The 21,840-nt window shown below is 44.2% G+C and carries 16 protein-coding genes; all 16 read left to right on the top strand.

Annotated elements, in window-relative coordinates; translation table 11 throughout:
• Window positions 1–133 precede the first annotated feature (133 nt).
• Window positions 134–1,180 carry a stage II sporulation protein D gene (gene spoIID, locus ACSQ8O_RS00900; protein WP_436240111.1) on the top strand — a complete coding sequence of 349 codons (1,047 nt, stop codon included), beginning with the start codon at window positions 134–136 and terminating at the stop codon, window positions 1,178–1,180.
• Between the two features lie 82 nt (window positions 1,181–1,262).
• On the top strand, window positions 1,263–2,000 hold the full coding sequence (locus ACSQ8O_RS00895; protein ID WP_056611631.1) for a M23 family metallopeptidase: 738 nt from the start codon (window positions 1,263–1,265) through the stop codon (window positions 1,998–2,000).
• A 247-nt stretch (window positions 2,001–2,247) separates the two neighbouring features.
• Window positions 2,248–2,538: a sporulation transcriptional regulator SpoIIID gene (gene spoIIID / locus ACSQ8O_RS00890; protein ID WP_056611628.1), complete on the top strand. Its 291-nt coding sequence runs from the start codon at window positions 2,248–2,250 to the stop codon at window positions 2,536–2,538.
• A 174-nt stretch (window positions 2,539–2,712) separates the two neighbouring features.
• Window positions 2,713–3,711 (top strand): rod shape-determining protein, encoded by a 999-nt coding sequence (locus ACSQ8O_RS00885; RefSeq protein ID WP_057313423.1) that lies wholly within the window; start codon window positions 2,713–2,715, stop codon window positions 3,709–3,711.
• Window positions 3,712–3,739: 28 nt separating this feature from the next.
• Window positions 3,740–4,633 (top strand): flagellar hook-basal body protein, encoded by an 894-nt coding sequence (locus tag ACSQ8O_RS00880; RefSeq protein WP_436240110.1) that lies wholly within the window; start codon window positions 3,740–3,742, stop codon window positions 4,631–4,633.
• 36 nt (window positions 4,634–4,669) lie between these two features.
• Window positions 4,670–5,524, top strand: a complete 855-nt coding sequence (locus ACSQ8O_RS00875) for a flagellar hook-basal body protein (RefSeq protein ID WP_436240109.1) — start codon at window positions 4,670–4,672, stop codon at window positions 5,522–5,524.
• The gene (locus tag ACSQ8O_RS00870) at window positions 5,517–5,768 is read left to right on the top strand and encodes a DNA-directed RNA polymerase subunit beta (protein WP_436240108.1); all 252 of its coding nucleotides are present in this window, start codon (window positions 5,517–5,519) and stop codon (window positions 5,766–5,768) included. The genes ACSQ8O_RS00875 and ACSQ8O_RS00870 overlap by 8 nt, the downstream gene beginning before the upstream one ends.
• A 114-nt stretch (window positions 5,769–5,882) precedes the next feature.
• On the top strand, window positions 5,883–6,401 hold the full coding sequence (locus tag ACSQ8O_RS00865) for a CDP-alcohol phosphatidyltransferase family protein (RefSeq protein WP_236290457.1): 519 nt from the start codon (window positions 5,883–5,885) through the stop codon (window positions 6,399–6,401).
• Between the two features lie 168 nt (window positions 6,402–6,569).
• Window positions 6,570–6,998 (top strand): 3-hydroxyacyl-ACP dehydratase FabZ, encoded by a 429-nt coding sequence (gene fabZ, locus ACSQ8O_RS00860; protein WP_029195635.1) that lies wholly within the window; start codon window positions 6,570–6,572, stop codon window positions 6,996–6,998.
• 32 nt (window positions 6,999–7,030) lie between these two features.
• The gene (locus tag ACSQ8O_RS00855) at window positions 7,031–8,725 is read left to right on the top strand and encodes a phospho-sugar mutase (RefSeq protein ID WP_436240107.1); all 1,695 of its coding nucleotides are present in this window, start codon (window positions 7,031–7,033) and stop codon (window positions 8,723–8,725) included.
• Window positions 8,726–8,898: 173 nt separating this feature from the next.
• Complete coding sequence (locus ACSQ8O_RS00850) at window positions 8,899–10,950, top strand: DUF5693 family protein (protein WP_436240106.1); 2,052 nt, start codon at window positions 8,899–8,901, stop codon at window positions 10,948–10,950.
• On the top strand, window positions 10,923–12,050 hold the full coding sequence (gene csaB / locus ACSQ8O_RS00845) for a polysaccharide pyruvyl transferase CsaB (protein WP_436240105.1): 1,128 nt from the start codon (window positions 10,923–10,925) through the stop codon (window positions 12,048–12,050). The genes ACSQ8O_RS00850 and csaB overlap by 28 nt, the downstream gene beginning before the upstream one ends.
• A gap of 78 nt (window positions 12,051–12,128) precedes the next feature.
• On the top strand, window positions 12,129–12,920 hold the full coding sequence (locus tag ACSQ8O_RS00840) for a WecB/TagA/CpsF family glycosyltransferase (protein WP_436240104.1): 792 nt from the start codon (window positions 12,129–12,131) through the stop codon (window positions 12,918–12,920).
• 135 nt (window positions 12,921–13,055) lie between these two features.
• Complete coding sequence (locus ACSQ8O_RS00835) at window positions 13,056–14,165, top strand: glycosyltransferase family 4 protein (protein WP_056611602.1); 1,110 nt, start codon at window positions 13,056–13,058, stop codon at window positions 14,163–14,165.
• A 270-nt stretch (window positions 14,166–14,435) separates the two neighbouring features.
• A complete protein-coding gene (locus ACSQ8O_RS00830) occupies window positions 14,436–18,389 on the top strand; it encodes an S-layer homology domain-containing protein (protein WP_436240103.1) in 3,954 nt (1,317 codons plus the stop codon).
• A 272-nt stretch (window positions 18,390–18,661) separates the two neighbouring features.
• Entirely contained in the window at window positions 18,662–21,568 is a 2,907-nt protein-coding gene (locus ACSQ8O_RS00825; RefSeq protein ID WP_436240102.1) for an S-layer homology domain-containing protein, read from the top strand.
• Window positions 21,569–21,840 lie beyond the last annotated feature (272 nt).

The following is a 21,840-nucleotide window of genomic DNA, read 5'->3' as shown; positions in this document are numbered from 1 at the left end:
TACCTACCCGCAACTAGATCCTATCAACTTACTTACCTGCCTCGTTCGTGTTCTATTCTAGCAACCCCTCTCATAAGCTAAGACATACCAAAATTGCTGCTAGTAAACGCGCTAATGGAGGCTGCTCAGACATATGTTCAAAAAGAAACGCGTACTCAGAAAAGAAGTCATCCTGTGGATGGCTGTTTGCTTATCTTCCATGTTGTGTGTCACTATCATCGTGCCAGGATTGCTAGTCAAGAAGATTCCGACCGACGAGGTGTACCCGATCCCCATTGAAGGCACAACTTTGCAAGAGACTAGCGGTCAACAAGGGTTGATGATTCCCGTGTATTTGACGAAGCAGGCCATCGTGCAAACCGTTCCACTAGAACAGTATGTAAGAGGTGTGCTAGCTGCCGAAATGCCCGTAGATTTCGAGTTAGAGGCACTCAAGGCGCAAGCGATGGCTGCGAGAACCTATGTTGTGCGTAGAGTCATAGAGAAGGATTATAGCAATATGCCCGTGAATGATGCGCTAGTGACAGACACGACAGCCCATCAAGCCTATCTGACGGATCAAGAGCTTAGGACGAAGTGGGACAAGACCAAGTACGAAACGAATATGGCCAAAATTGATAGAGCCGTCAATGAGACCAAAGATAAGATACTTACTTATGGACATGTACCGATCAACGCGACTTTTTTCTCAACAAGCAATGGGTATACCGAGAATTCGGAAGAATATTGGCCGTTCGCAAGTCCTTATTTACGCAGCGTACCTAGTCCATGGGATATTAAGCTGTCCTCTCGCTATCAAGAAAGTGTCACGATTAGCTATAAGACGATGCTTCAGAAGTTAGGTGTAGCTAGTATCTCAACGACAGATACCAGTGCCAAAGGGATGAAAGTACTCTCTTGGTCTACTGGACATCGGATTAAAAGCATGACGATAGGAGGCAAGGTATTCACAGGTCGCGAAGTAAGAGAGAAGCTAGGTCTAGCATCCTCTCAATTCGCTTGGAAATGGGCGGGCGCTCAAATCACGATTACTACGTTCGGATACGGCCACGGAGTAGGTCTCAGTCAATGGGGCGCCAACGGTATGGCGAAAGAAGGGAAAACCGCGGAGGAGATCGTAACCTATTATTACACGGGCATCTCTATTGAAAATGCAGCTTCTTTTCTGGGCAAATCGTAAACTTGTAATGTTTCTATAAAAATATCTTTCTGGAAGTATAAAACCTTGTAAAGTGTCAAGAATGGTTGATGAGGTGATAACCATGAGTGATAATAACAAAGGTTTTCAGAAAGAAGAAGCTCCTAAAACTGTTCAAGGAGCACAAGGTCCAACATCTGCATGGAAGAGGTTGCTTGCTAAGAAATGGGTATTCCCAGCGACGTATGTGGCAGCAGCAGCAATTATCTTAACCTTAATGTGGGTGTACCAGGGAGCAGGAACGAAAACAGTCAGCCTAGATGATCCGGGTCTTAAGGTTAGCAGTAGCGAACAAACCGATAATCCGAAAGCACCACATGATGGGGCTCTCGCGGTTAACGGAACCACGGAAGCCATGCAATGGCCTGTGAAAGACAGAGCTGCAGTCGAAGTGGCAATTCCTTACTATGACACGAATGCATCCAACGATGTGAAGGCAGCGGCCATGATCGAATACCTCGATCAACTGACACCGCACACGGCAATTGACTTGAAAGCTAAAGATGGCGCAGCATTCGATGTACTTGCGGCACTAGGTGGTAAAGTTACAGCCGTTGAGCAAAGCCCTGTTGTAGGTAAGCTAGTTGAGATTACACACAGCAACGGTTTAATCAGTATTTACCAAAGTTTATCTGATGTGAAGGTAACGAAGGGTGCAGAAGTGAAGAAAGGCGATATCATCGCCAAAGCAGGCAGCAACGATTTCGAGAAGGAAGATGGCGTGCATTTACACTTTGAAGTACGTCAAGTTAGCGACAATGCAGCCGTTAACCCAGAAAACCTCTTGAACGTCAAGCAATAAGCAGCATTTCGAGCATTACGATACATGGGGCTAAAGCCTACATACAGTGAACGGCAGCGGGTATATTCCTGCTGCTTTTTCACATTTTTCTTGCACATTTGACCGGTTTGGGCGCCAAAAGCTGGTTTCTTGTTATTATTTTGAAAATAAATATGGGAAATGAGCTTGTCAGGCTTGGTTACGTAGAATATCTAGTCATGCCCCTCATATACTTTACCAAACTATCTCGAGTAGGGAGGCGAGGGGAGTGCACGATTACATCAAAGAGCGAACCATTAAGATTGGTACCTGTATCGTCGAGACCAAGAATACGGTTCGCACCATTGCTAAGGAATTCGGCGTTTCCAAAAGCACAGTGCATAAGGATTTGACGGAAAGACTACCGGAAATCAACCCAGACCTGGCCAATCAGGTGAAGCACATTTTGGAGTATCACAAGTCAATTCGGCACCTTAGGGGAGGAGAAGCGACAAAAATTAAGTATCGTAAGACCCGTAATCCTAAGCTTTCCGAAATCCTGGTTACGGTTAAGTCCTAAGATACCCTTCATCCCGAGATGTTTCCTGTGTTTCCTATAACTGGTCGTGTCGAAATTTCACGGAAAAAGAGGAAAACATGCATTTATAGCGAATTTAGCTTATAATTAGAACTGTATATCAGAGCGCCGATTCTTCACGGGATGGACGGTAGGTTTAGGGAGGATTAATTAGAAATGTTCAGCAAGGATATTGGAATAGATCTCGGCACGGCAAATGTGCTTATTCATGTAAAAGGTCGCGGAGTTGTGCTTGATGAGCCATCCGTAGTCGCGATTGAAAGCGATACGAAACGTGTGTTGGCTGTTGGAGAAGAAGCCTTCCGCATGGTAGGTAGAACACCTGGTAACATTATTGCGATTCGTCCTCTTAAGGATGGTGTTATCGCGGATTTTGATATTACGGAAATGATGTTGAAGCATTTCATTGCGAAAATTGGGGGCAAGAATTGGTATTCTCATCCGAGAATACTGATCTGCGCCCCTACCAACATTACCTCAGTTGAGCAGAAAGCGATTCGCGAAGCAGCTGAGCGCAGCGGTGCCCGAGAGGTATTCATGGAAGAAGAACCGAAGGCAGCGGCAATCGGCGCTGGTATGGACATCTTCCAGCCTAGCGGTAACATGGTTGTTGATATTGGCGGGGGGACGACGGATGTTGCCGTGTTATCCATGGGCGACATCGTCACCTCCTCTTCCATCAAGATCGCTGGCGACAAGTTCGATACAGCGATCATGAAGTATATCAAAAATAAGTACAAGCTGTTGATCGGTGAACGGACTAGCGAAGATATTAAGTTGAAAATTGGAACGGTATATCCACATGGGCGTGATCAAGAGATGGATATTCGCGGAAGAGATATGGTTTCTGGACTTCCATTGACGATTACCATTCACTCCAGTGAGGTACAGGAAGCGCTATGGGATCCGGTTTATTCCATCGTCACAGCGGCGAAGAGCGTACTCGAGCGGACACCACCTGAGTTGTCTGCGGATATTATTGACCGTGGCGTCATTCTGACAGGCGGCGGTGCATTATTGCATGGGCTTGATCAATTGCTTGCGGATGAGTTGAAAGTGCCTGTACTTATCGCTGAAGATCCAATGTCTTGCGTTGTTAAAGGCACGGGGATTATGTTGGATAATTTAGATAAAGTAACCAAACGTAAATTTTAATGAGATAACCTATCTAAGAGGTGACTAGATGTTAAGAGGACTGTATACCGCGGCGGCAGGGATGATTTCTGAGCAACGCAGACACGATACCATAACGAATAATATTGCCAACTTGAATTCCCCAGGTTTTAAACAGGGTAATGCCTTGTCGCGTTCGTTTCCAGAAATGCTGATCGCTACGATTCGCGGTGGACAAGGTGCCTCTCCAGCACCACTTGGGAGGATGAGCTTAGGTGTGTTTTCGGAGGAGAGTATCTCCGTTCACACCCAAGGCGATCTGCAGGAAACGCAGAATCCCTTCGATTTCGCATTGGTCTCCAACATTCAATTACCGGGAATTGCATTTGATGCAACGGGTAAATACGTAAATGCAGAAGGGGAGCGAACGTTTCAACCGCAGGCACTATTTACCGTCTTGAACCCGAATGGCGAGCAGCGTTACTCCTTAAACGGGAAGTTCACTGTCGATGCAGGAGGTCAGCTTGTTAATGCTAATGGCGAACAAGTATTGGGCCGAGATGGACAACCCTTGGTCTTGTTGGATGGAGCCGGGCAACCGATCTCCAATTTCAAAGTAACGGCTAAGGGCGAGTTCATGGATAGCGACGGACGCCCGATTCTGGATGCGGCTGGCGCGCCGATCGGTTTGATGCTTTCACGTGCAGAGAATCCGAATCTATTGCTCCGTGAGGGGAATGGGTTATTGCGTATTAATCCAGGAGATGAAGCGACGATCTCGCAAGTAGCGCCAGGTGATCAAGTTGAAGTGCGCCAAGGTTTTATCGAGCGATCGAACGTGGATTCCGCGCAATCTATGGTGGATATGATGTCGGCGCTGCGCGCCTATGAGGCGAATCAGAAAGTGATCCAATCGTATGACAAAAGTATGGACAAAGCAGCAAATGAAGTAGGACGCGTCTAAATCTAGCTTGCGAAGGAGCCAGCCATGAACAATTCCATGATCAACTCATCGGTATCCATGCACAGCTTACAGCAAAAGCTGGATATTCTCTCCAATAACATAGCAAATGTGAATACAAACGGCTTTAAGAAGAAGGAAGCCTCCTTCGAGGACGTGTTGACGAATGTGCAAGCGCAGCCTGAAGGGTTCCGTCAGCAAGGCCGCTTCTCGCCGCTCGGATTTAACCAAGGCTGGGGATCGAGGCTTGTGCAAATTCAGACGAATTTGGCGCAAGGGCCGATTCAGCCGACAGGTAATACAACCGACTTCGCCATTCAAGGCGATGGCTTGTTTGAAGTAGCCGTCAGCAAGGTGGACGATAATGGTGATCAAGTATTCCAGCCCGCATGGACACGTAACGGGGCATTCAGCTTAACGCCAGACGGACAGGGTGGGACGGTTCTTACGACGAAAGAGGGCCATTATATCTCCGATATCGATGGAAGCCCGATTAATGTACCATCAGGGACTCGGCCAGTCGTTGAGCAAGACGGTACGATTAAAGGCTACAATGAACAGGATCCAGCTGCTGCGCCCGTAACTTTAGGTCAAATCAAGCTGGTGCGTGTCGTACGACCGCAGCTTCTTCAAGATGTGGGGGATAATTTATACACACTTCCAACGGGGATTACTGAGGCTGAGAAAGCGAATATCTTGCAAGATGTGAACGGCGTGGCTGCAACAGAAGCGACTCGCGTTAGCTTAATGCAGGGCTTTCTGGAACAATCCAATGTGACACTCTCGGATGAAATGACGGACCTGGTTATTGTCCAACGTGCTTTACAGCTGAATTCCCGGGCCATCACATCCTCCGATCAGATGATGAACATGGCTAACAATTTACGTGCATGATCGTAGAAAGGTAGGGATAGGCTCGATGGCAGACAAGCCAGCTCCAGTCAAGAAGAAGCCAAGGCCGAAATGGCAGAAGATCCTATGGCTTATTTTCAAAATTGTACGTATTCCCGTGCTGGCCATTGCAGCGATCTATATTGGTCTATGGGTGGGCTACACGAAGTTTGGGAATCAACCTTCATCAGAAATCTTACATATTAGCACATGGCGGCATTTATACGATCTCGTTTTTGCGAATTAATCGAACTCCCGTATGGGAGTTTTATTTTTGTAAGAGCAGTTGTATAATGAAGAAAGACTTTATCTACCAAATATTGAAATTTCGGATCGGATACTTAGGCGCAGGAGGAGTACCTTGAATATACCGAACATGCTCACGATCAGCAGGTTTGTACTAATCCCCGTGTACCTCGTGCTTTTTTTCAATGGCCACATCCGAACCTCCTTCATCATTCTACTTGTAGCTGGATTAACGGATATTCTAGATGGCTATATCGCTAGAACGCGCAAGCTGATTACCCCGATGGGTGTGATGTTAGATCCACTTGCTGACAAGTGCATGATGATTGCGGTCATCCTCTCCCTCCTCATCTCAGAGATGATTCCTTGGCAGGCAGCAGTGGCTATGTTCATCCGTGATGCAGGCATGATTATTGGCTCCGCCTTCTTTCATTTCAGAGGCAAACTGACCGTTCCAGCGAACGTTATGGGGAAGCTAACGACGGTACTCTACTATTTCGCCATCCTCTTTATTGTGTTTGAATTTACCTTTGCCATCACCTATTTGTGGTATGTGATTGGGGTCTCTTTCTTAACGTCATTCATTTATATTTTCCAGTTCCTTCTATTAAATCGTGGGGCTCGAGCGAAATAACGGTTATGGGCAAAATGAAAAAGAGCCTATGTAGGGGTCTGTCATACAGACCGTTACATAAGCTCCCCTTATATGAACCTTCACTTCTGCAGGATATGAAGGGACCTCCCTATTGTAAGTAATTCCCTTGTATTTTATACAAGTAATCGAAAGGAGCACGAACGCAACATGCTAGATATAAATCAAATTCAAGAGATCATTCCTCACCGCCCGCCTTTCCTTCTAGTTGACCGTATTTTGGAGGTAGAAGAAGGGGTTAGAGCTGTAGGAATTAAAAATGTTACGATCAATGAACCATTCTTTGCAGGACATTTTCCTGGTTATCCGGTTATGCCGGGGGTTTTGATTGTTGAAGCTTTAGCACAAGTTGGTGCTGTAGCCGTACTGTCCATGCCTGAATATAAAGGCAAAATCGGCCTATTCGCAGGTGCAGATGGCATTCGCTGGCGTCAGCAAGTTGTACCTGGAGATACACTTACCTTAGAAATGACCATCACACGGGTAAAAGGCACTATTGTTAAAGGTCAAGCTGTGGCTAAAGTTGGCGACAAAGTGGTAGTCGAAGGTGAGCTTATGTTCGCCCTTGCTAATAAATAGCCCATACATATAAAGGAGATGAACCTACGACGATGACGCGTGTGCAAACAGAGTATCAATTATGGCTCCAAGATCCAGCTGTCGATGAGCAAACGAAGCAAGAACTTCAAGCAATTCGGGAAGATGAGAGAGAAATCGAGGATCGCTTTTATAAAGATCTTGAATTTGGGACAGGCGGTCTCCGTGGGGTCATTGGCGCGGGTACCAATCGTATCAATGTGTACACCGTGGGTCGTGCCAGTCAAGGCTTAGCGCAATATGTAAACGGAACAGGCGCGGCTAATCCGTCAATCGTTCTAGCGTATGATTCCCGCCATATGTCACCTGAGTTCGCACTGGAATCCGCGCTTGTTTTTGCGGGTAATGGGATTAAAGCCTATCTGTTCCAGACACTGCATGCCACTCCGCAGCTTTCTTTTGCCGTCAGATACTTAGGAGCGACAGCGGGTGTGGTTGTCACAGCGAGCCATAATCCACCGGAATATAATGGTTATAAAGTGTACGGTGCAGACGGTGGGCAATTGGTGCCTGAGTTTGCAGAGCAGGTTATTGATCACGTACAGAGCATCAATACCTTTGATAAAGTGAAGAAGTTGTCTCAGCAAGAAGCGGAAGCGCAAGGGCTTCTCGCATGGTTAGGCGAAGATGTCGATCAGGCTTACATACAAGCGGTTACGGCCGTTAGTCAAAATCCAGACGTCATTAAGGAAATCAGCGATGATTTCCGTGTGATTTTCACTCCGCTGCATGGCGCAGGGAATATACCGGTACGCGAAGTTCTGAAGGCTGTTGGCTTCGAGCAAGTGCGGGTTGTTGCTGAGCAAGAACTGCCAGATGCACAATTCTCTACCGTCAAATCGCCGAACCCAGAAGAGCGCGAAGCGTTTACGCTAGCAATTGCACAAGCGAAGGAATGGAATGCCGATATTATTATCGGAACCGATCCGGATGCTGATCGCATGGGTGCCGTCGTGAAGGATCCGAATGGTGAGTATGTCGTGTTATCGGGCAATCAATCCGGTGCGATTATTGTGAACTATCTATTGTCGAGTATGAAAGAGCGTGGAACCCTTCCAGCTAACGGTGTTGTGATCAAAACGATCGTAACGAGTGAGATGGGCGCAGTTATCGCGAATCACTATGGAATTCCCACACTGAATACCTTAACGGGTTTTAAGTATATCGGTGAAAAAATGTCGCAATTCGAGAAAACAGGTGAATACACTTACTTGTTTGGCTATGAAGAGAGCTATGGTTACTTGGCTGGCGATTATGCAAGAGATAAAGATGCAGTCATCGCGGCTATGTTAATTGCGGAAGCTGCGGCTTACTATAAGAAGCAAGGCAAAACCCTCTATGAGGTCCTGCAAGAGCTGTACGAATCCTTTGGTTACTTTTTGGAAAAACTGGAATCTAGAACCCTTAAAGGGAAAGACGGCGTAGAACAAATTGGCCGCATGGTGGAAGCTTGGAGAACAAATCCGCCAACTGAGATCAGCGGTACACGTGTAATCGCGGTTGAGGACTACGCACAAGGGATTAATGGCTTACCTCGGGAGAACGTTCTTAAGTTCAAACTAGAGGATGGTTCATGGTTCTGTTTACGTCCATCCGGTACAGAACCGAAAATTAAATTTTATTTTGCAGTCCAAGGAACAACAGGACCTAAGGCTGCACAGCAACTAGATGGCATCATTCAATACGTGCTTAATCGTGTAGACGGATAGTGAAATAGGTGTACAAAACCTCTTCAGAACCTAAGTGAGGGATAGATCGTCTAATACATGGCTGGATACGAAATCTAGCATGTATTGGGCGTATTCCCCGCGTTTGGGGGCGGAGGGGTTTTCGAGTGTATAAGGGATTGGAAAGTAAAATGCCCTAAGGAGTGGACAAACTGGTGAATCTGTATCAAACCTGGAATAACCCGTTAAGAAATATTTTATGGTGGATCGTGATTTTGGGGATGCTGTGTTCCTTGCCGCTTGCTTATACACGTCACCAAACCGAAACGTCGGCGAATCAAGTTGAATTCGTGTTCGACTATCGTGATTTATTGGATATTGCTGACGTGCAGACGAATCCACAGAGTTTTGTGAACAATGAGTTGAAGAACATGAAAGCCGCGGGCATAAGCTCTATGGCTGTTTACGAAAGCACGTTAGGTGAGTTCAAAGAGAGCCGTCGCATTGAGATGTACAACTCCCGTGACGCGGCTATGCTGACTCAAACACTTGGTAATCCTAGCGAGAACTATACGTATGTGCTGTTCGCAGATAACCAAACGCAACAGAAGTTAGAGCCGCTTATCCAGAAAACGTTCGCGGATCTGCAAGTGGGCGTGAAGCCGTGGAGCTTCAAAAACCGTAATGGTCTCGTCATTCAGATGAGCATGGATGATGCTTCTATTAAGGCGATGGATCCAGACCCGATTACGCTGCAAATGCTGAAAGAGCAAGGTTTTCAAATCGTTGTGCGGTTAGCGAATCGTAGACCGTTCCACACCAATGAGATGGATGCTATGCTTAAGCAGTTCCATGATCTTGGTGTCAAACGCATCATCGTGGACGGGAATGAAGTCCCTGGATATACCGAAGAAGATACAGAAGTTAATTTGAATAAAATGGCTGATTTGCTTAATAAAAACGGCATCGGACTCGCAGCAATTGAGTTATTGAAGGAGCCGCAAAAAGGGTTCAGTACATTAGCTAAGCAAACGAATTACAACGTTGTGCGCCTGCACTCTTTTACAGAGAAAGATGGCGAGAAACTGACAGAACCGCTGAAAAAAGCTGAGCTTGCTGATCGTGTGCAAGGTGTGTCAGATCGGCTTGTATTGGCTGTGAAGGATCGTAATATCCGCATGGTATTTCTGAATGCCAGACCGGTGAAAAGCTTAGATAAAGGTAAGGTTGTTGATCCTCTTTCGTCCTATTATGCAGCCTTGCAGGGTAAAGACGGTGCAATTCCTCGTATCCAAGACGTAGGCTTTACGTTAGGACAAGCTGAGGCATTCGATGTACATACTACAGGTTGGCAAAAGATTGCTCGATTCTTCTTGCTGTTAGGCGGACTGAGCTTGATCGTATGGATGATTTCGTTCTTCTTGCCTGAATTGACGATTGTATTCTTCGTTGTGGGCTTGCTAGGTTTGGTTGCTTTACATACGCTTTCGGCGAATTTGTACGCGCAAGGACTTGCGTTGGCGACAGCTATTAGTGCACCTAGTGTTGCGGTTATGCTGGCAATCCGCTCAGTGAGATCAGGTGTTGCAGCGAAATGGAAATCAGGACTGGCTTATGGGTTATGGCAGCTGCTTCGAACATCGCTTGTTTCCTGTATAGGTATTGTTTATGTTGTGGCGTTGCTAAATCATGTGACGTATTCCTTGGTACTTCAACAGTTTAGAGGGGTTGGGATGCTGCATTTGCTACCAATTGCCATAGTTGGTGTGTATCTCTTATTCTTTAGTGAGAATAATACGTATAAGGAAAAGATCGCGAATATTCGCCGATTGCTTTCTTCCTATATAAGTGTGTTGTGGATCGTGATCGCAGGCGTTGGACTTGCGGCAGTCTTCTATTACTTGTCTCGTACAGGGAATGAAGGACAAGCTTCTTCGATCGAGAAGTTATTCCGTTCCTTCTTAGAAAATACATTAGGCGTACGTCCGCGGACGAAGGAATTCCTAGTTGCTCATCCGATATTCGTACTGGGTGCGTACTTGTCCGTTCGTTACCGTCATGCCGTGTACTTGCTGTTCATCGGTGTCGTTGGTCAACTTTCCTTAGTGGATACGTTTGCTCACCTGCACACACCGCTGCACATTTCCTTAATCCGTATCTTCTACGGACTTGTGCTAGGTGCAATCATCGGGTTAGTTCTCATTGCAGCTTGGGAAATACTCACAAGGAGTTGGAAACGATGGGTACAGCCCCAATTGTCAAAATAGCGTTATCCGGCTACTACGGTTTCGATAATAGCGGGGATGAGGCTGTACTGCAGTCGATTTTGTTCGCTTTGCAGGAGCAGGGTCAGGCACAGGGCATTCAGATTGAACCTATCGTGCTTTCGGCCAATCCAGCGAAAACAACAGAGATGTATGGCGTGAAGGCTTATCATCGGATGAAGCCAGGCACGTTATTGCGAGCTTTACGCGAATCGGATGGGCTAATCAGCGGCGGTGGCAGCTTATTGCAGGATGCCACTAGCTCGAAGACGATCCCGTATTACTTGGCTGTCTTGAAAATTGCGCAATGGCTCGGGAAGCCAACGTTTATTTATTCGCAAGGCATCGGGCCGGTGGGCCGGCCGATGTTCTACGGCTGGATCCGCAGCGTGTTCAAGCGCTGCGCCTTCGTGTCGGTCCGCGATACAGAGTCCGCGGACTTATTGGGTAAGATGCGTCTCCCGCGGGAGCGCATCACGGTCGTGCCCGACCCGGTGATGGGTTTGCCCCTCCGGGATGGTATGGATGCCGCGCCGAGTGATGGCGCGTCTGCAGGGGCGGTGCGGACGATCGGTGTGTCCGTCCGCTTCTGGAACGAGGACCGCTCCGAGCTGGAAGCCCTCTCGCGGTCCCTGCAAGAGCTGCTCGCAGCACACACGGATGTGCAGCTGCGGTTCTTGCCCTTCCACCTCCCCTCGGATGAGGTGGCGTCGCAGTTCGTGATCGACCGATTGGGCGATCACGGTGGTCGTGCGGAGATGGTGCGTGGCATCACGCATCCGCAGGATATGCTCGCGCAGGTCGCGGCGTGCGACCTGCTGATCGGGATGAGGCTGCATTCTTTGATCTATGCAGCTTCGCAGTTCGTGCCTATGGTGGGGATCTCGTACGATCCGAAGATCGACCAGTTCCTCCATAGGCTTGGTATGAAAGCCGCCGCATCGACAGCTCGCTTCGATGCTTCTGCCTTTACGCAGGAGGCGCTGGGCCTCCTCGATGGTCGCGAGCAGTGGGCGGCGTCGAGCAGCGCCGCCATTGAGCAGCTGAAGGCGCAAGCGCAGCTGCCCGCGCAGCGGATCATTTCCTTTTACAAAAGGAAATAGTAGATAGATTTTCATCCACATTCCACCAACTAGCAACCAAAATGCAACCTACAACGTCAATAATAAGGAAGAGATATAATGAGCTCTACTTCTGTTACCAATCAGCCAGCAGCACTGGCATCCTTGCAAGCTATACCGAAAGTGCGCATTTACGGTGTGCCTATTTCCAAAATGAGTATGAAACAAACCGTTGACTACTTAACAAAGGTCATTGAGTTAAAACAGCCGCATCAGGTTATTACGGCTAATCCGATTATGGTGATGGCCGCACAGGACGATCCTTCTTATTTGAAGATGATGCAGTGCGCAGAGTTGATCGTGCCAGATGGAACAGGCGTTGTTTGGGCCGCTAATCACGTCGGTCAACCTGTCGCAGAACGAGTGCCTGGCTATGATTTAATCCACGAACTCATGAAGGTCGGGGAGAAGAAGGCATGGAAGGTCTACCTTTTAGGTGCTTCCAATGAAGTTATTCAAGCCGCGGCTGAGAAAATTCGCACGACTTATCCGAAGGTAAACTTGGTCGGAGTAAGGGATGGCTATTTCGGCGATACCGAAGACGCGCAAGTGATTCAAGCCATTAAAGATGCTGCGCCAGATCTGCTTCTCGTAGGTAGAGCGGCAGCGAACCAAGAGCCTTGGATCGGGAAATATAAAGAACAACTGGGTGTGCCTGTAATGATGGGAGTTGGCGGAAGTTTCGATGTGCTTTCGGGCAAGCTAAAGCGAGCACCTAAATTTTTTCAAAAACTACGTCTGGAATGGTTTTACCGCCTTCTTCAGGAACCGTGGCGCTATAAGAGAATGCTTCTATTACCGAAATTCGCAGTGAAAGTGATGCGCGACAAAGAGAACGTCACAAAACCATGAAAATATCTTTGAAAATTGGCTGAAAACGGTCATTTCAGATGAATTTAGCAGTAGTATTTGTGACGGAATGGGAGTATAATTCATTTCGGCGGTCACCGGCCTGCCACCCATGACAAGAGGAGCTGTGAAGAAGACATGTATGGATTATATGCGATAGGGTTTATTGCTGCGTGCGTTATGGCGTTGTTGCTGACACCCCTGGTCAAAAAATTTGCCTTCTGGGTAGGAGCTGTTGATGCCCCCAACCATCGGAAGGTTCATACGCGAATTATGCCGCGTTTAGGAGGATTAGCGATTTTCCTCGCGTTCGTTGGAGCTTATTTCGTCGTCTCTCCAGCACTTGATGCCGTGAATTCAGATGCTGCTTTTGGACTTCTGCTCGGAGGCTTTGTGATTGTTGTCACAGGTGCTCTAGATGATCGCTTTCAATTATCTCCCAAATGGAAGCTTTTAGGACAGCTTATTGCTGCCTGTATCGTTGTTTCCTTTGGACTCAAAATAGACTTGGTTAATATTCCATTTGGTGAAACGAACCTGCCGATTGGCTGGTTGAGTATCCCGATTACAATATTGTGGATTGTTGGTGTATCCAATGCGATTAACTTGATTGACGGCCTCGATGGTTTGTCAGCAGGTGTATCGGGCATCGCAACAACAACGATTCTCATTCTTGCCCTGATGATGGGGAACGTAACTGTTATTTTACTTTGTGTGATTTTGTTAGGAAGTATTTCAGGTTTTATGTTCTTTAACTTCCATCCGGCCAAAATCTTCATGGGCGATTCCGGCGCTTTGTTCTTGGGCTTCGCCCTTGCAACACTTTCGATTCTCGGCTTTAAGCAAGCTGCTGTTGTTTCACTATTAATCCCGATTATGATTTTAGGCGTGCCCTTATCTGATACTTTCTTCGCGATGCTTCGCCGTTATGTGAATAAACTGCCAATCTCGGCACCGGACAAAAGCCACTTGCATCACTGCTTATTGCAAATGGGCTTCAGCCATCGTACAAGCGTCCTGATCATCTATGGTATTGCTGCTATTTTCGGTGGTAGCGCGGTGGTCTGCTCAGTATTTATTTCCCAAGACTCTACTTGGGGATTGATTATGATTATAGTCGCATTGTTCCTCGTTATGCTTGTCGGGGCAGAAGCTATCGGTATTATTAGCAAAAGCCGCAAGCCTGTGATCAACTTCCTGCAAAGGTTAGTAGGTAAGCAGGTTCAGAGTGATCGCGTAGGAAAATAACCTATACCTCATTTCATATGACTTATCTAACCCAGCCCTTGTGGCTGGGTTTTTTACTTTTTAAGGGAAAACCTTTCTATCTCTAAACATTTACCTGCAATCAACCGATAAGTAATATACAGTAACTTTTGGCGATTAGCCGCGTCTAATCATGTAGAATGATAGAAGAATTTGGGAGGGATTGTCGAAATCTAGTTAATTGATAAGTGATACACCAGTCCCATACATAAACAACTAATCACATTTAGATAACATAAGGAGGAAATTGTTTTGAAACGATTACAGACCAAACTAGCAAGCATACTGTTGATCATATCCTTGATGATTAGTTTAATGCCTGCGATGACAGCGAGTGCAGCCTCAACGCTAGTTATCAAAAACTTATACACGGAAACCGATAATGCCGGTACCTCCTTAGCCAAGCCAAAGGATAACAACTTAGTTACACGAATCACGCAATTACCTTTTACATTAAATGTAGAAACAACAAATGTAACAGATTCACAGATTCCGTCCATCTATTTCGAAATTACGAATATTAATTCAGGCGCTGTGACAACAGAGAAGAATAACAAAGCGGTTATTACTGGAACGAATCTTGTGAAATTTGATAATATCCAGTTAACAGAAGGTTTAAATAAAGTCGTCGTTTATCTAGGAGATTCTAACGCAATTGCTTCTGCACCAGGTTGGTTGTACTATGCTCCAACGACCAATTTATCCGATATTACGGTAAATAACGCTCAACTGGAAGAAGGAAAGATCTATCCGATTGACCGTGGTCCTTTGAAAGCAGGGACAACAGGTATTCAAATTAAAACAAAAGCTTCCAACGCTAGTGCTGTTCAAGCTACATTAACTGGCGATAGTCTGCCTAAACAAGGCTTCAAAAGTAATGATGGTTACTTTTATTTCACTGGGGATGACAAGAACAAGTCTTCTTCAACGTGTGCTTCTGTTACTAGCTTCTGTTTGAATCCAGGTGACAACATTATTAACTTCATTGCGAGCAATGATACGAATAAATATCAAGTAGTTAAGAAACTATGGTACGATAATGGACAGCCGTTTGCTTTTAACGGAAAGATACAGGATACGGCCGCGTTATTACCTCAAAAAGACTTAATTACGATTCCAACATTTCAAACAAGTGCTTTGACTTTCACAGCTAGTGTAAAAAGCGATTTGGAAGCATCAGGGTCATTACGATACCGCTATGTAGATGTGGCAATTAACGACGCTTCCGTGGCTACAATTGATTTGGGAGGAGTTGACTTATTACCCACAACGGTGTCAGGAGTTACCTACTCTGCATCTAAAAATAATTCGTTGACTCGTAACAATGAATATCTGGTCAAAGACTTGAAGGTTGCCATACCTAACATTACTTCTGTCGCGGCGAATGAGCAGCGTCTAACATTTACATTTAGAGATGTTACCAATAGCCTAATTCCAGTAATAACAGAATATAAATTTAAATATGTTGATCCTAGCCATCCTTACATTGATAGATCAACAATAAGTAATGGAACGATTGAAAATGAACTTAGCCTAACCGATGCAACACTAGTTAACGAGCTTCCATCTGACATCCATGTTTATGCAAATGACAAAACACTTGCAATTAAGGCTCTGATTGATGGGGTTTATTACCCTGATCTAAATCCAATTGTAGGGACATGGGATTCCGTAGCCCAGTTATTTAAGTATGATCTTAAGTTACAAGGCATAACCGATGGCAACAAGAAATTAAGTATTGAGCTTTATAGTGACGTTGCTGGAACCACGCGATACAGTACAGTCGATTATAAGTTGAGCATAAGTAACGCTCCCTATGTCTTAGTTAATAATATCTCTAACAGTATGACGATCAAGAATATCAAGAATCTAACATGTGGAGCTACAGAAGCATGTATTTCGGGTAGACTTGTTAATTTCTATCAAGATCCAGTAACTGCCCCGGCGGTACCTGTTAATAAAGTAGAAGTATCTATGAATGAAAGTGTCTATACACTTGACTCCAGAACTGTTGAAGCGATATTTGGGAAAGTACCTTCAACATCAACAGTTCCAGGAACACTGAATACCTTCACTTTGCCATTAACTTCTTTTAACGCTGATCTCACGAAGGTAATGGTTGAAGGTAAAAATACGTTGAAGTTCAAAATTTACGTCAATAATGTATTTATCACGGAACAGTCGTATGACATCTATCTATTTTCAACAGATGCACCTCAATTTACTGCTATTAAACCAGTGGAAAGTGGTACATCAGGCATTCAATTTATCGCAAACAGCGACTCTGATACTTATACAACGACACAACGTACTGTGTCATTTGACGGATTATATTCAAGTCTAGATGCAAATGGAGTGGCATCACCAATCAAAGCTTTAACGTTGGTTGTGCATACGAAGGATGCTAAGGGAGATGCGTTGGTTTATCAGCAAACGATAGGTAGTTCCAGCTCGATTGCTGTTATCGACCAATCAGCTAATTCGCAATCAGTGACATCAGCTGGCAATGCTAATTATTTCACATCAATTAGTAGCACAAATTTTAAAACAACAGCATTTAAATTGCTGGATGACTCAGATGTTGTCTTTGAGTTTAGAATCACCAATAATTCAAATATCACAGCAACGAAGTCTATTACTATTACAAGGCAGAATGTTCCTTACACCGTTGTTCAACCCCTCTTGATCAAGAATCCTAAAGGGGAGTTACAATCTAACATCAATAGCGATTTTTATAACATCATTATTGAAGCTGAGAACGCAGATAGTGTTTTATTCGATAAGAATGAAGCAACCAAACGTACAGTGAATTCCGTAGATCAATATTTATATCAAGTTACTAATTTGAAGCCTGGTGCAAATCAAATTAAGTTTACTATTAATCGTAATGGGGCTAAGGTGAGTGGTAGTTTTATTCTTTTCAATACCAATACCAATGTTCAGGGTGCAGCTACACTTCAAAATATGAATACTAAGTTTAAACTCTTTAATAGTGGACTACAGCTATCTTTCCCTAAAGACACTAAGTTAATGAGAAATGTACCGGATAGCAATAACAATCAGTATATTACAACAGGACGTAAGATATTGTTTGGTATCGCGGATACAGATGATGGCCGAGTGGATAAAGCATTATTTCCTGTGCCGAATGGGTATTATAAATCCAAAATTAGTGTCAAAGTTGTAGAAGATACCTTCCATCCAGCAAGTAATCTCTACTATATGGATGCAGGTTTCATTCCAGCACCAAATTCAACTACAACAACACCTGATGATTTAACTAAAGGACTTAACGGCACTGGTGTCGATCCGTATGACACTACGAACTCAGGAAGAGCTTATTTTAACCGTCTAAACGACGAGATCGTTGTACCTACACAAGATGGGGAATTGACGCTGCAGTTTGATCAAGCCATTCGTCAAGAAGCCGGAAAGTACATCACTGTATTCTTCTATGATATTTATGCGAATTATTCTAATACGACAGACTATGGTTGGAGGAACCTCGGCGGCGTTGTAGATACAAAAAACAACACGATCACAGTTCCATTCCGAAAGTTCGGCTACTATCAAGTCATGTATATGGATCGTAGCTTCGATGATATGACAGGGCACTCATTCGCAAGAAATGAGCTCGAGACACTGTACTCCAAAGGTTTAATGAGAGCGAAAACTACATTCTCATTTGGCCCGAATGATTACATTACACGAGGCGAGTTTGCTCAAGTATTAGTCAAGATCTTTAAGCTTCCTTTGAACTATGCTGGTAACTCAACTTTCTCAGATGTTCTGAAAATTGATAACGCGATAGGCATGCTCTACGACTATAAGTATGTTGAGACAGCCGCGAGAGCGGGTATTATTCGTGGTCAAGCGAGCAATCGATTTAACCCAGGCGGATCCATTACACGCCAAGACGCTGCTGTAATGATCGCCAGAGCAGCTGAAATGAAAATGAATACTGATCTGAATAAATCCCTGGCCACTTTGCAAAAATCGTTCACGGATGGCGATAGAATCGAGTCCTATTCAAGGCCTGCCGTTGAGGCGGTGTCTAAAGCCGGGTTAATTGAAGGCATTCCGAATACTTTACTTCCAGGAGAGAAGAAAGAAACAGTGCGATTTGACCCAACTGAGCTCCTTACACGCGCACAAGCATCCATAATCGGATATCGCGTTATGAAGCAACAAAAGATGGTTCCATAAGTAGAAGTTAAAACAAACAGCCCTGTCACCTAATAAGTGATGGGGCTGTTTTTGGTATGAATTTAGAATGCATTGAGACACACATTTGGAAAATACTTATCAATGAAATGTAGTATAGAGTGTCGTATACTAAGTTTGTAGCCGAGGTGATAGACGCGAAGCTACACGAAAGAGAATCAGAGATCGCCGAGCAAGTAGATTCAAAAGTCGCCCCGTTGGTTATAAGTTTTTATAACAAAAAAACTTTAAAATATTAGGAGGAAACACCCTTTATGAAGAAAACTTTATCCGTAGTTCTTACGTCCGCAATGGCTCTTTCCATGTTCTCATCCGTAGCATTTGGTAAAACATCTGCAGATTTCACGGATTTGAAAGACCTTGACGCAGCAACAAAAGCAAAGTTTGACGCGATGATCTCCGCTGAAATCTTTGATGGCGTAAGCGACACAACATTTGGTCTTAAAGAAGAAATGAACCGCGCACAATTCGCTAAAGTAGCAGCTTTGATCATGGGTCTTGAAGTAAATAAAGATCTTAAAACATCAAGCTTTACTGACGTTAGTGTAACCGACCCAGCGAATGGTTATGCACTTCCTTACATCGAAGCTTTGAAAACAGCTAACGTAACTGATGGTTATGCAGAAGGTCAATACAACCCGGCTGGTAAAGTTACAAAAGAACAACTAGCTACTTTCTTGGTTCGTGTTCTTGGTAAAGACGCAGAAGCAAAAGCATTGACTGGTACAGACAAAACCGTTTCTGGTTGGGCACAAGGTTATGTAGCTGAAGCACTTGCATTGAAAGTTCTTGCTAACAATGCAGACGGTACTTTTGGTGGTATTACGAATGCAACTCGTGATCTTCTTGTAACTGGTGCATATGAAGCAAAACAACAATACGTACCAGCTGGTCAAGTTTCCTTGACTGAAGCGAAAGCTACTGGCGTACAACAAGTAACAGTAACATTCAACAAACCAGTTGATACTGCGAAAGCAACAGTTGCTTTGACAAAAGGTACAGCTAACGTTGCAACAACAGCTAAGTTTGCAGACGATAAGAAATCAGTTGTTCTAACTTTGACTGACGTTAAAGTAACAGAAGGTAACTATACAGCAACACTTTCCGGTCTTGATGCAGCTAGCGTAGCAAAAGCTACAGCAACATTTACAGCTGAGAACGAAAAAGTAGCAAAACTAAGCTTTGTAAATGCTGGTGATTATCTTGCAAAATCAACAAAAGCAGTAGTTAAAATCAAAGCTGAGAACCAATATGGTGAAACAGCAACAATTAACGGCGGAAGCTACACAGCATATGTTTCTGGTCAAACAAAAACGTTAACAAGAAACGAAGATACAGGTTTACTAGAAATGACATTGGATACACACGCTGAGCAATCTGAAGTATCTGTTATCCCTGTGAATGTGTTCTTGACGAATTCATCGGTATCCGTTCAAAAGACTTTCAAAGTTGGAACTGAGCCTTTCGTTACAAAAGTTGAGCTTGGCGCATTGAAATATCCTGCTGGTAAAACAGTTCTTTCTAGCGAAGGTGACTATGCAGAAGCATCCATCACACGTTATGATCAATACGGAAATGTAATTCCAGAAGGCGCAATTTCAGTAGATCGTACTAAATTCACTTCCGTAGTTACACCTTATAGCTTTGATGCATTAAAAATCGCAGCAACTGACTATGACACAGTTAAAATTTCTTTAGAGGGATCAGTTGATAAAGCAGCAGATTACACGGCAACAATCTATGTAGGTTCTGCAAGTGCAACATTAACAGTTAAAGTGGATTCAGCAAAAGTTGCAACTAAAGTTGAATTTGGATCTTATGCTGGCGTACTTGCGCACGGTGACAAGGATAAATACATCCCAATCGTTGCTTATGATGCTAATGGTACACAATTAACTGCACAACAAATTGCTGATCAAGCAACTGCAAAACGTTTCTCCTTGTCCATCTCTGGTGCAACTGCAGCTACAGGTAACAATGGTAATGATGCAATTGTAAAAACAGGTGAACATAAAGGTCAAATTAAAATTAGCTCCGTTGATGCTTCTGCTAACAGCGTAGTATTCATGAACTTAGGTATCTACACATCAAACGTTCAAACGAATGTACAAAAAAGCTTCACAATCCAAGAAGCTCGTAAGCCTGAAACGATCGTTCTTGATGGCGACAAACCAGCTCAAAAAGCAATCGTAGGTGGAGAAACAACTGTTAAATGGTTTGTAAAAGACCAATATGGTGAGAAATTAGATAGCACGATTGCTGATTACGTAAATGATTACAAAGTAGAAGTAACAGCAACTGAACCTACTGTTGCGGATTTCACTGGCTTATCAACAATGGAGTTCTCAGCAACTGAACTTGCTGGTTTCAACAAAAAAGAATTGAAACTAACAGCACTAGCGGCAGGAACAGCTAAAGTTGAAGCTAAATTGATTCAAAACCCAGGCAAAGCTAATGAAAATGTTCTAAAAACAGTAAGTAATTCCATGGAAGTTATCGCTAACTCGGATCTAACGTACAGCATTAAACCAGTAACTGATATGTATGCAACTTTAGATAGCAGTGTTGTTTCTGCTAGCGAGAAAGCATTGACTGAAACAGGAGTGTTTAACGGTAGTCTTGGAAGAAAAGTAGTAGTTAAAGCAGTAAACACTTCTGGTGAAGCGGTAGCTATCCCTGCGGGCCGCGTAATAAGTGCAGCTTCTTCTGATCAAAATATTGCTAAAGTAGTACAAGTTGGCAATGAAGTAGTAGTAGTTGGAAACAAAGCTGGTACAGCGTCCATTACGGTTGTGTACAAAACTGTAGCTGGAGCTACAAAAGATGAATCATTTACTGTAAATGTGAAGGCAGATGCAATTACAGCAACTACAGTTACAGCTGATGCTACGAATGATATCGTTATGACAAGTGCTGTAACGGCAGATGCATACACACTATTGCCTAATCTTAAAGTGGTTGATAACTATGGTGTTGAATATACAGATGTAGAGCTTGCTAGATATGCAAATCTTCTTGGTATTCAATATGTTGTAACAGATGTTAAAGGTGGAACAGTTACTGTAGGTGCTGATGGAAAAGTATCAATTAGCGCTGGCGTTACAGAGTTTAACATCAAAGCAGTGGTTAATGGTAAAACAGCTACAACTTTGGTTAACTAATCAACAGAATTTAAAGAGACCCCTAGGGGTCTCTTTTTCTATAAGTAAGGAATTTCAGTTTATTTTAAGCTAATTTTTAGCTTAAGTTCAGTTACTCTTCTCAATTGCTTCATAATTAAATAGTATTCTTAACTAGTAAGCAAGAGGCTAAGTAGCGAGTGTTAAGAGATTGCAGAGACATTGGAAAATACTTAGCAATGAAAGCTTGCGTGGATTACCGTATACTCAATTTGTAGATAAATTGATATACGAAATGCTATACACAAATTCAT

The sequence above is a fragment of the Paenibacillus sp. LjRoot56 genome, from assembly GCF_964253335.1.
GTDB classification, from domain to species: Bacteria; Bacillota; Bacilli; order Paenibacillales; family NBRC-103111; genus Paenibacillus_E; species Paenibacillus_E allorhizoplanae.
This window is presented reverse-complemented; position numbering and strand designations above follow the sequence as displayed.

Excerpts from the sequence above, each read along its gene's own strand:
- spoIID (WP_436240111.1), top strand. The coding sequence starts at position 134 with ATGTTCAAAAAGAAACGCGTACTCAGAAAAGAAGTCATCCTGTGGATG.
- ACSQ8O_RS00895 (WP_056611631.1), top strand. The coding sequence starts at position 1,263 with ATGAGTGATAATAACAAAGGTTTTCAGAAAGAAGAAGCTCCTAAAACT.
- ACSQ8O_RS00885 (WP_057313423.1), top strand. The coding sequence starts at position 2,713 with ATGTTCAGCAAGGATATTGGAATAGATCTCGGCACGGCAAATGTGCTT.
- ACSQ8O_RS00880 (WP_436240110.1), top strand. The coding sequence starts at position 3,740 with ATGTTAAGAGGACTGTATACCGCGGCGGCAGGGATGATTTCTGAGCAA.
- ACSQ8O_RS00875 (WP_436240109.1), top strand. The coding sequence starts at position 4,670 with ATGATCAACTCATCGGTATCCATGCACAGCTTACAGCAAAAGCTGGAT.
- fabZ (WP_029195635.1), top strand. The coding sequence starts at position 6,570 with ATGCTAGATATAAATCAAATTCAAGAGATCATTCCTCACCGCCCGCCT.
- ACSQ8O_RS00855 (WP_436240107.1), top strand. The coding sequence starts at position 7,031 with ATGACGCGTGTGCAAACAGAGTATCAATTATGGCTCCAAGATCCAGCT.
- csaB (WP_436240105.1), top strand. The coding sequence starts at position 10,923 with ATGGGTACAGCCCCAATTGTCAAAATAGCGTTATCCGGCTACTACGGT.
- ACSQ8O_RS00840 (WP_436240104.1), top strand. The coding sequence starts at position 12,129 with ATGAGCTCTACTTCTGTTACCAATCAGCCAGCAGCACTGGCATCCTTG.
- ACSQ8O_RS00835 (WP_056611602.1), top strand. The coding sequence starts at position 13,056 with ATGTATGGATTATATGCGATAGGGTTTATTGCTGCGTGCGTTATGGCG.
- ACSQ8O_RS00825 (WP_436240102.1), top strand. The coding sequence starts at position 18,662 with ATGAAGAAAACTTTATCCGTAGTTCTTACGTCCGCAATGGCTCTTTCC.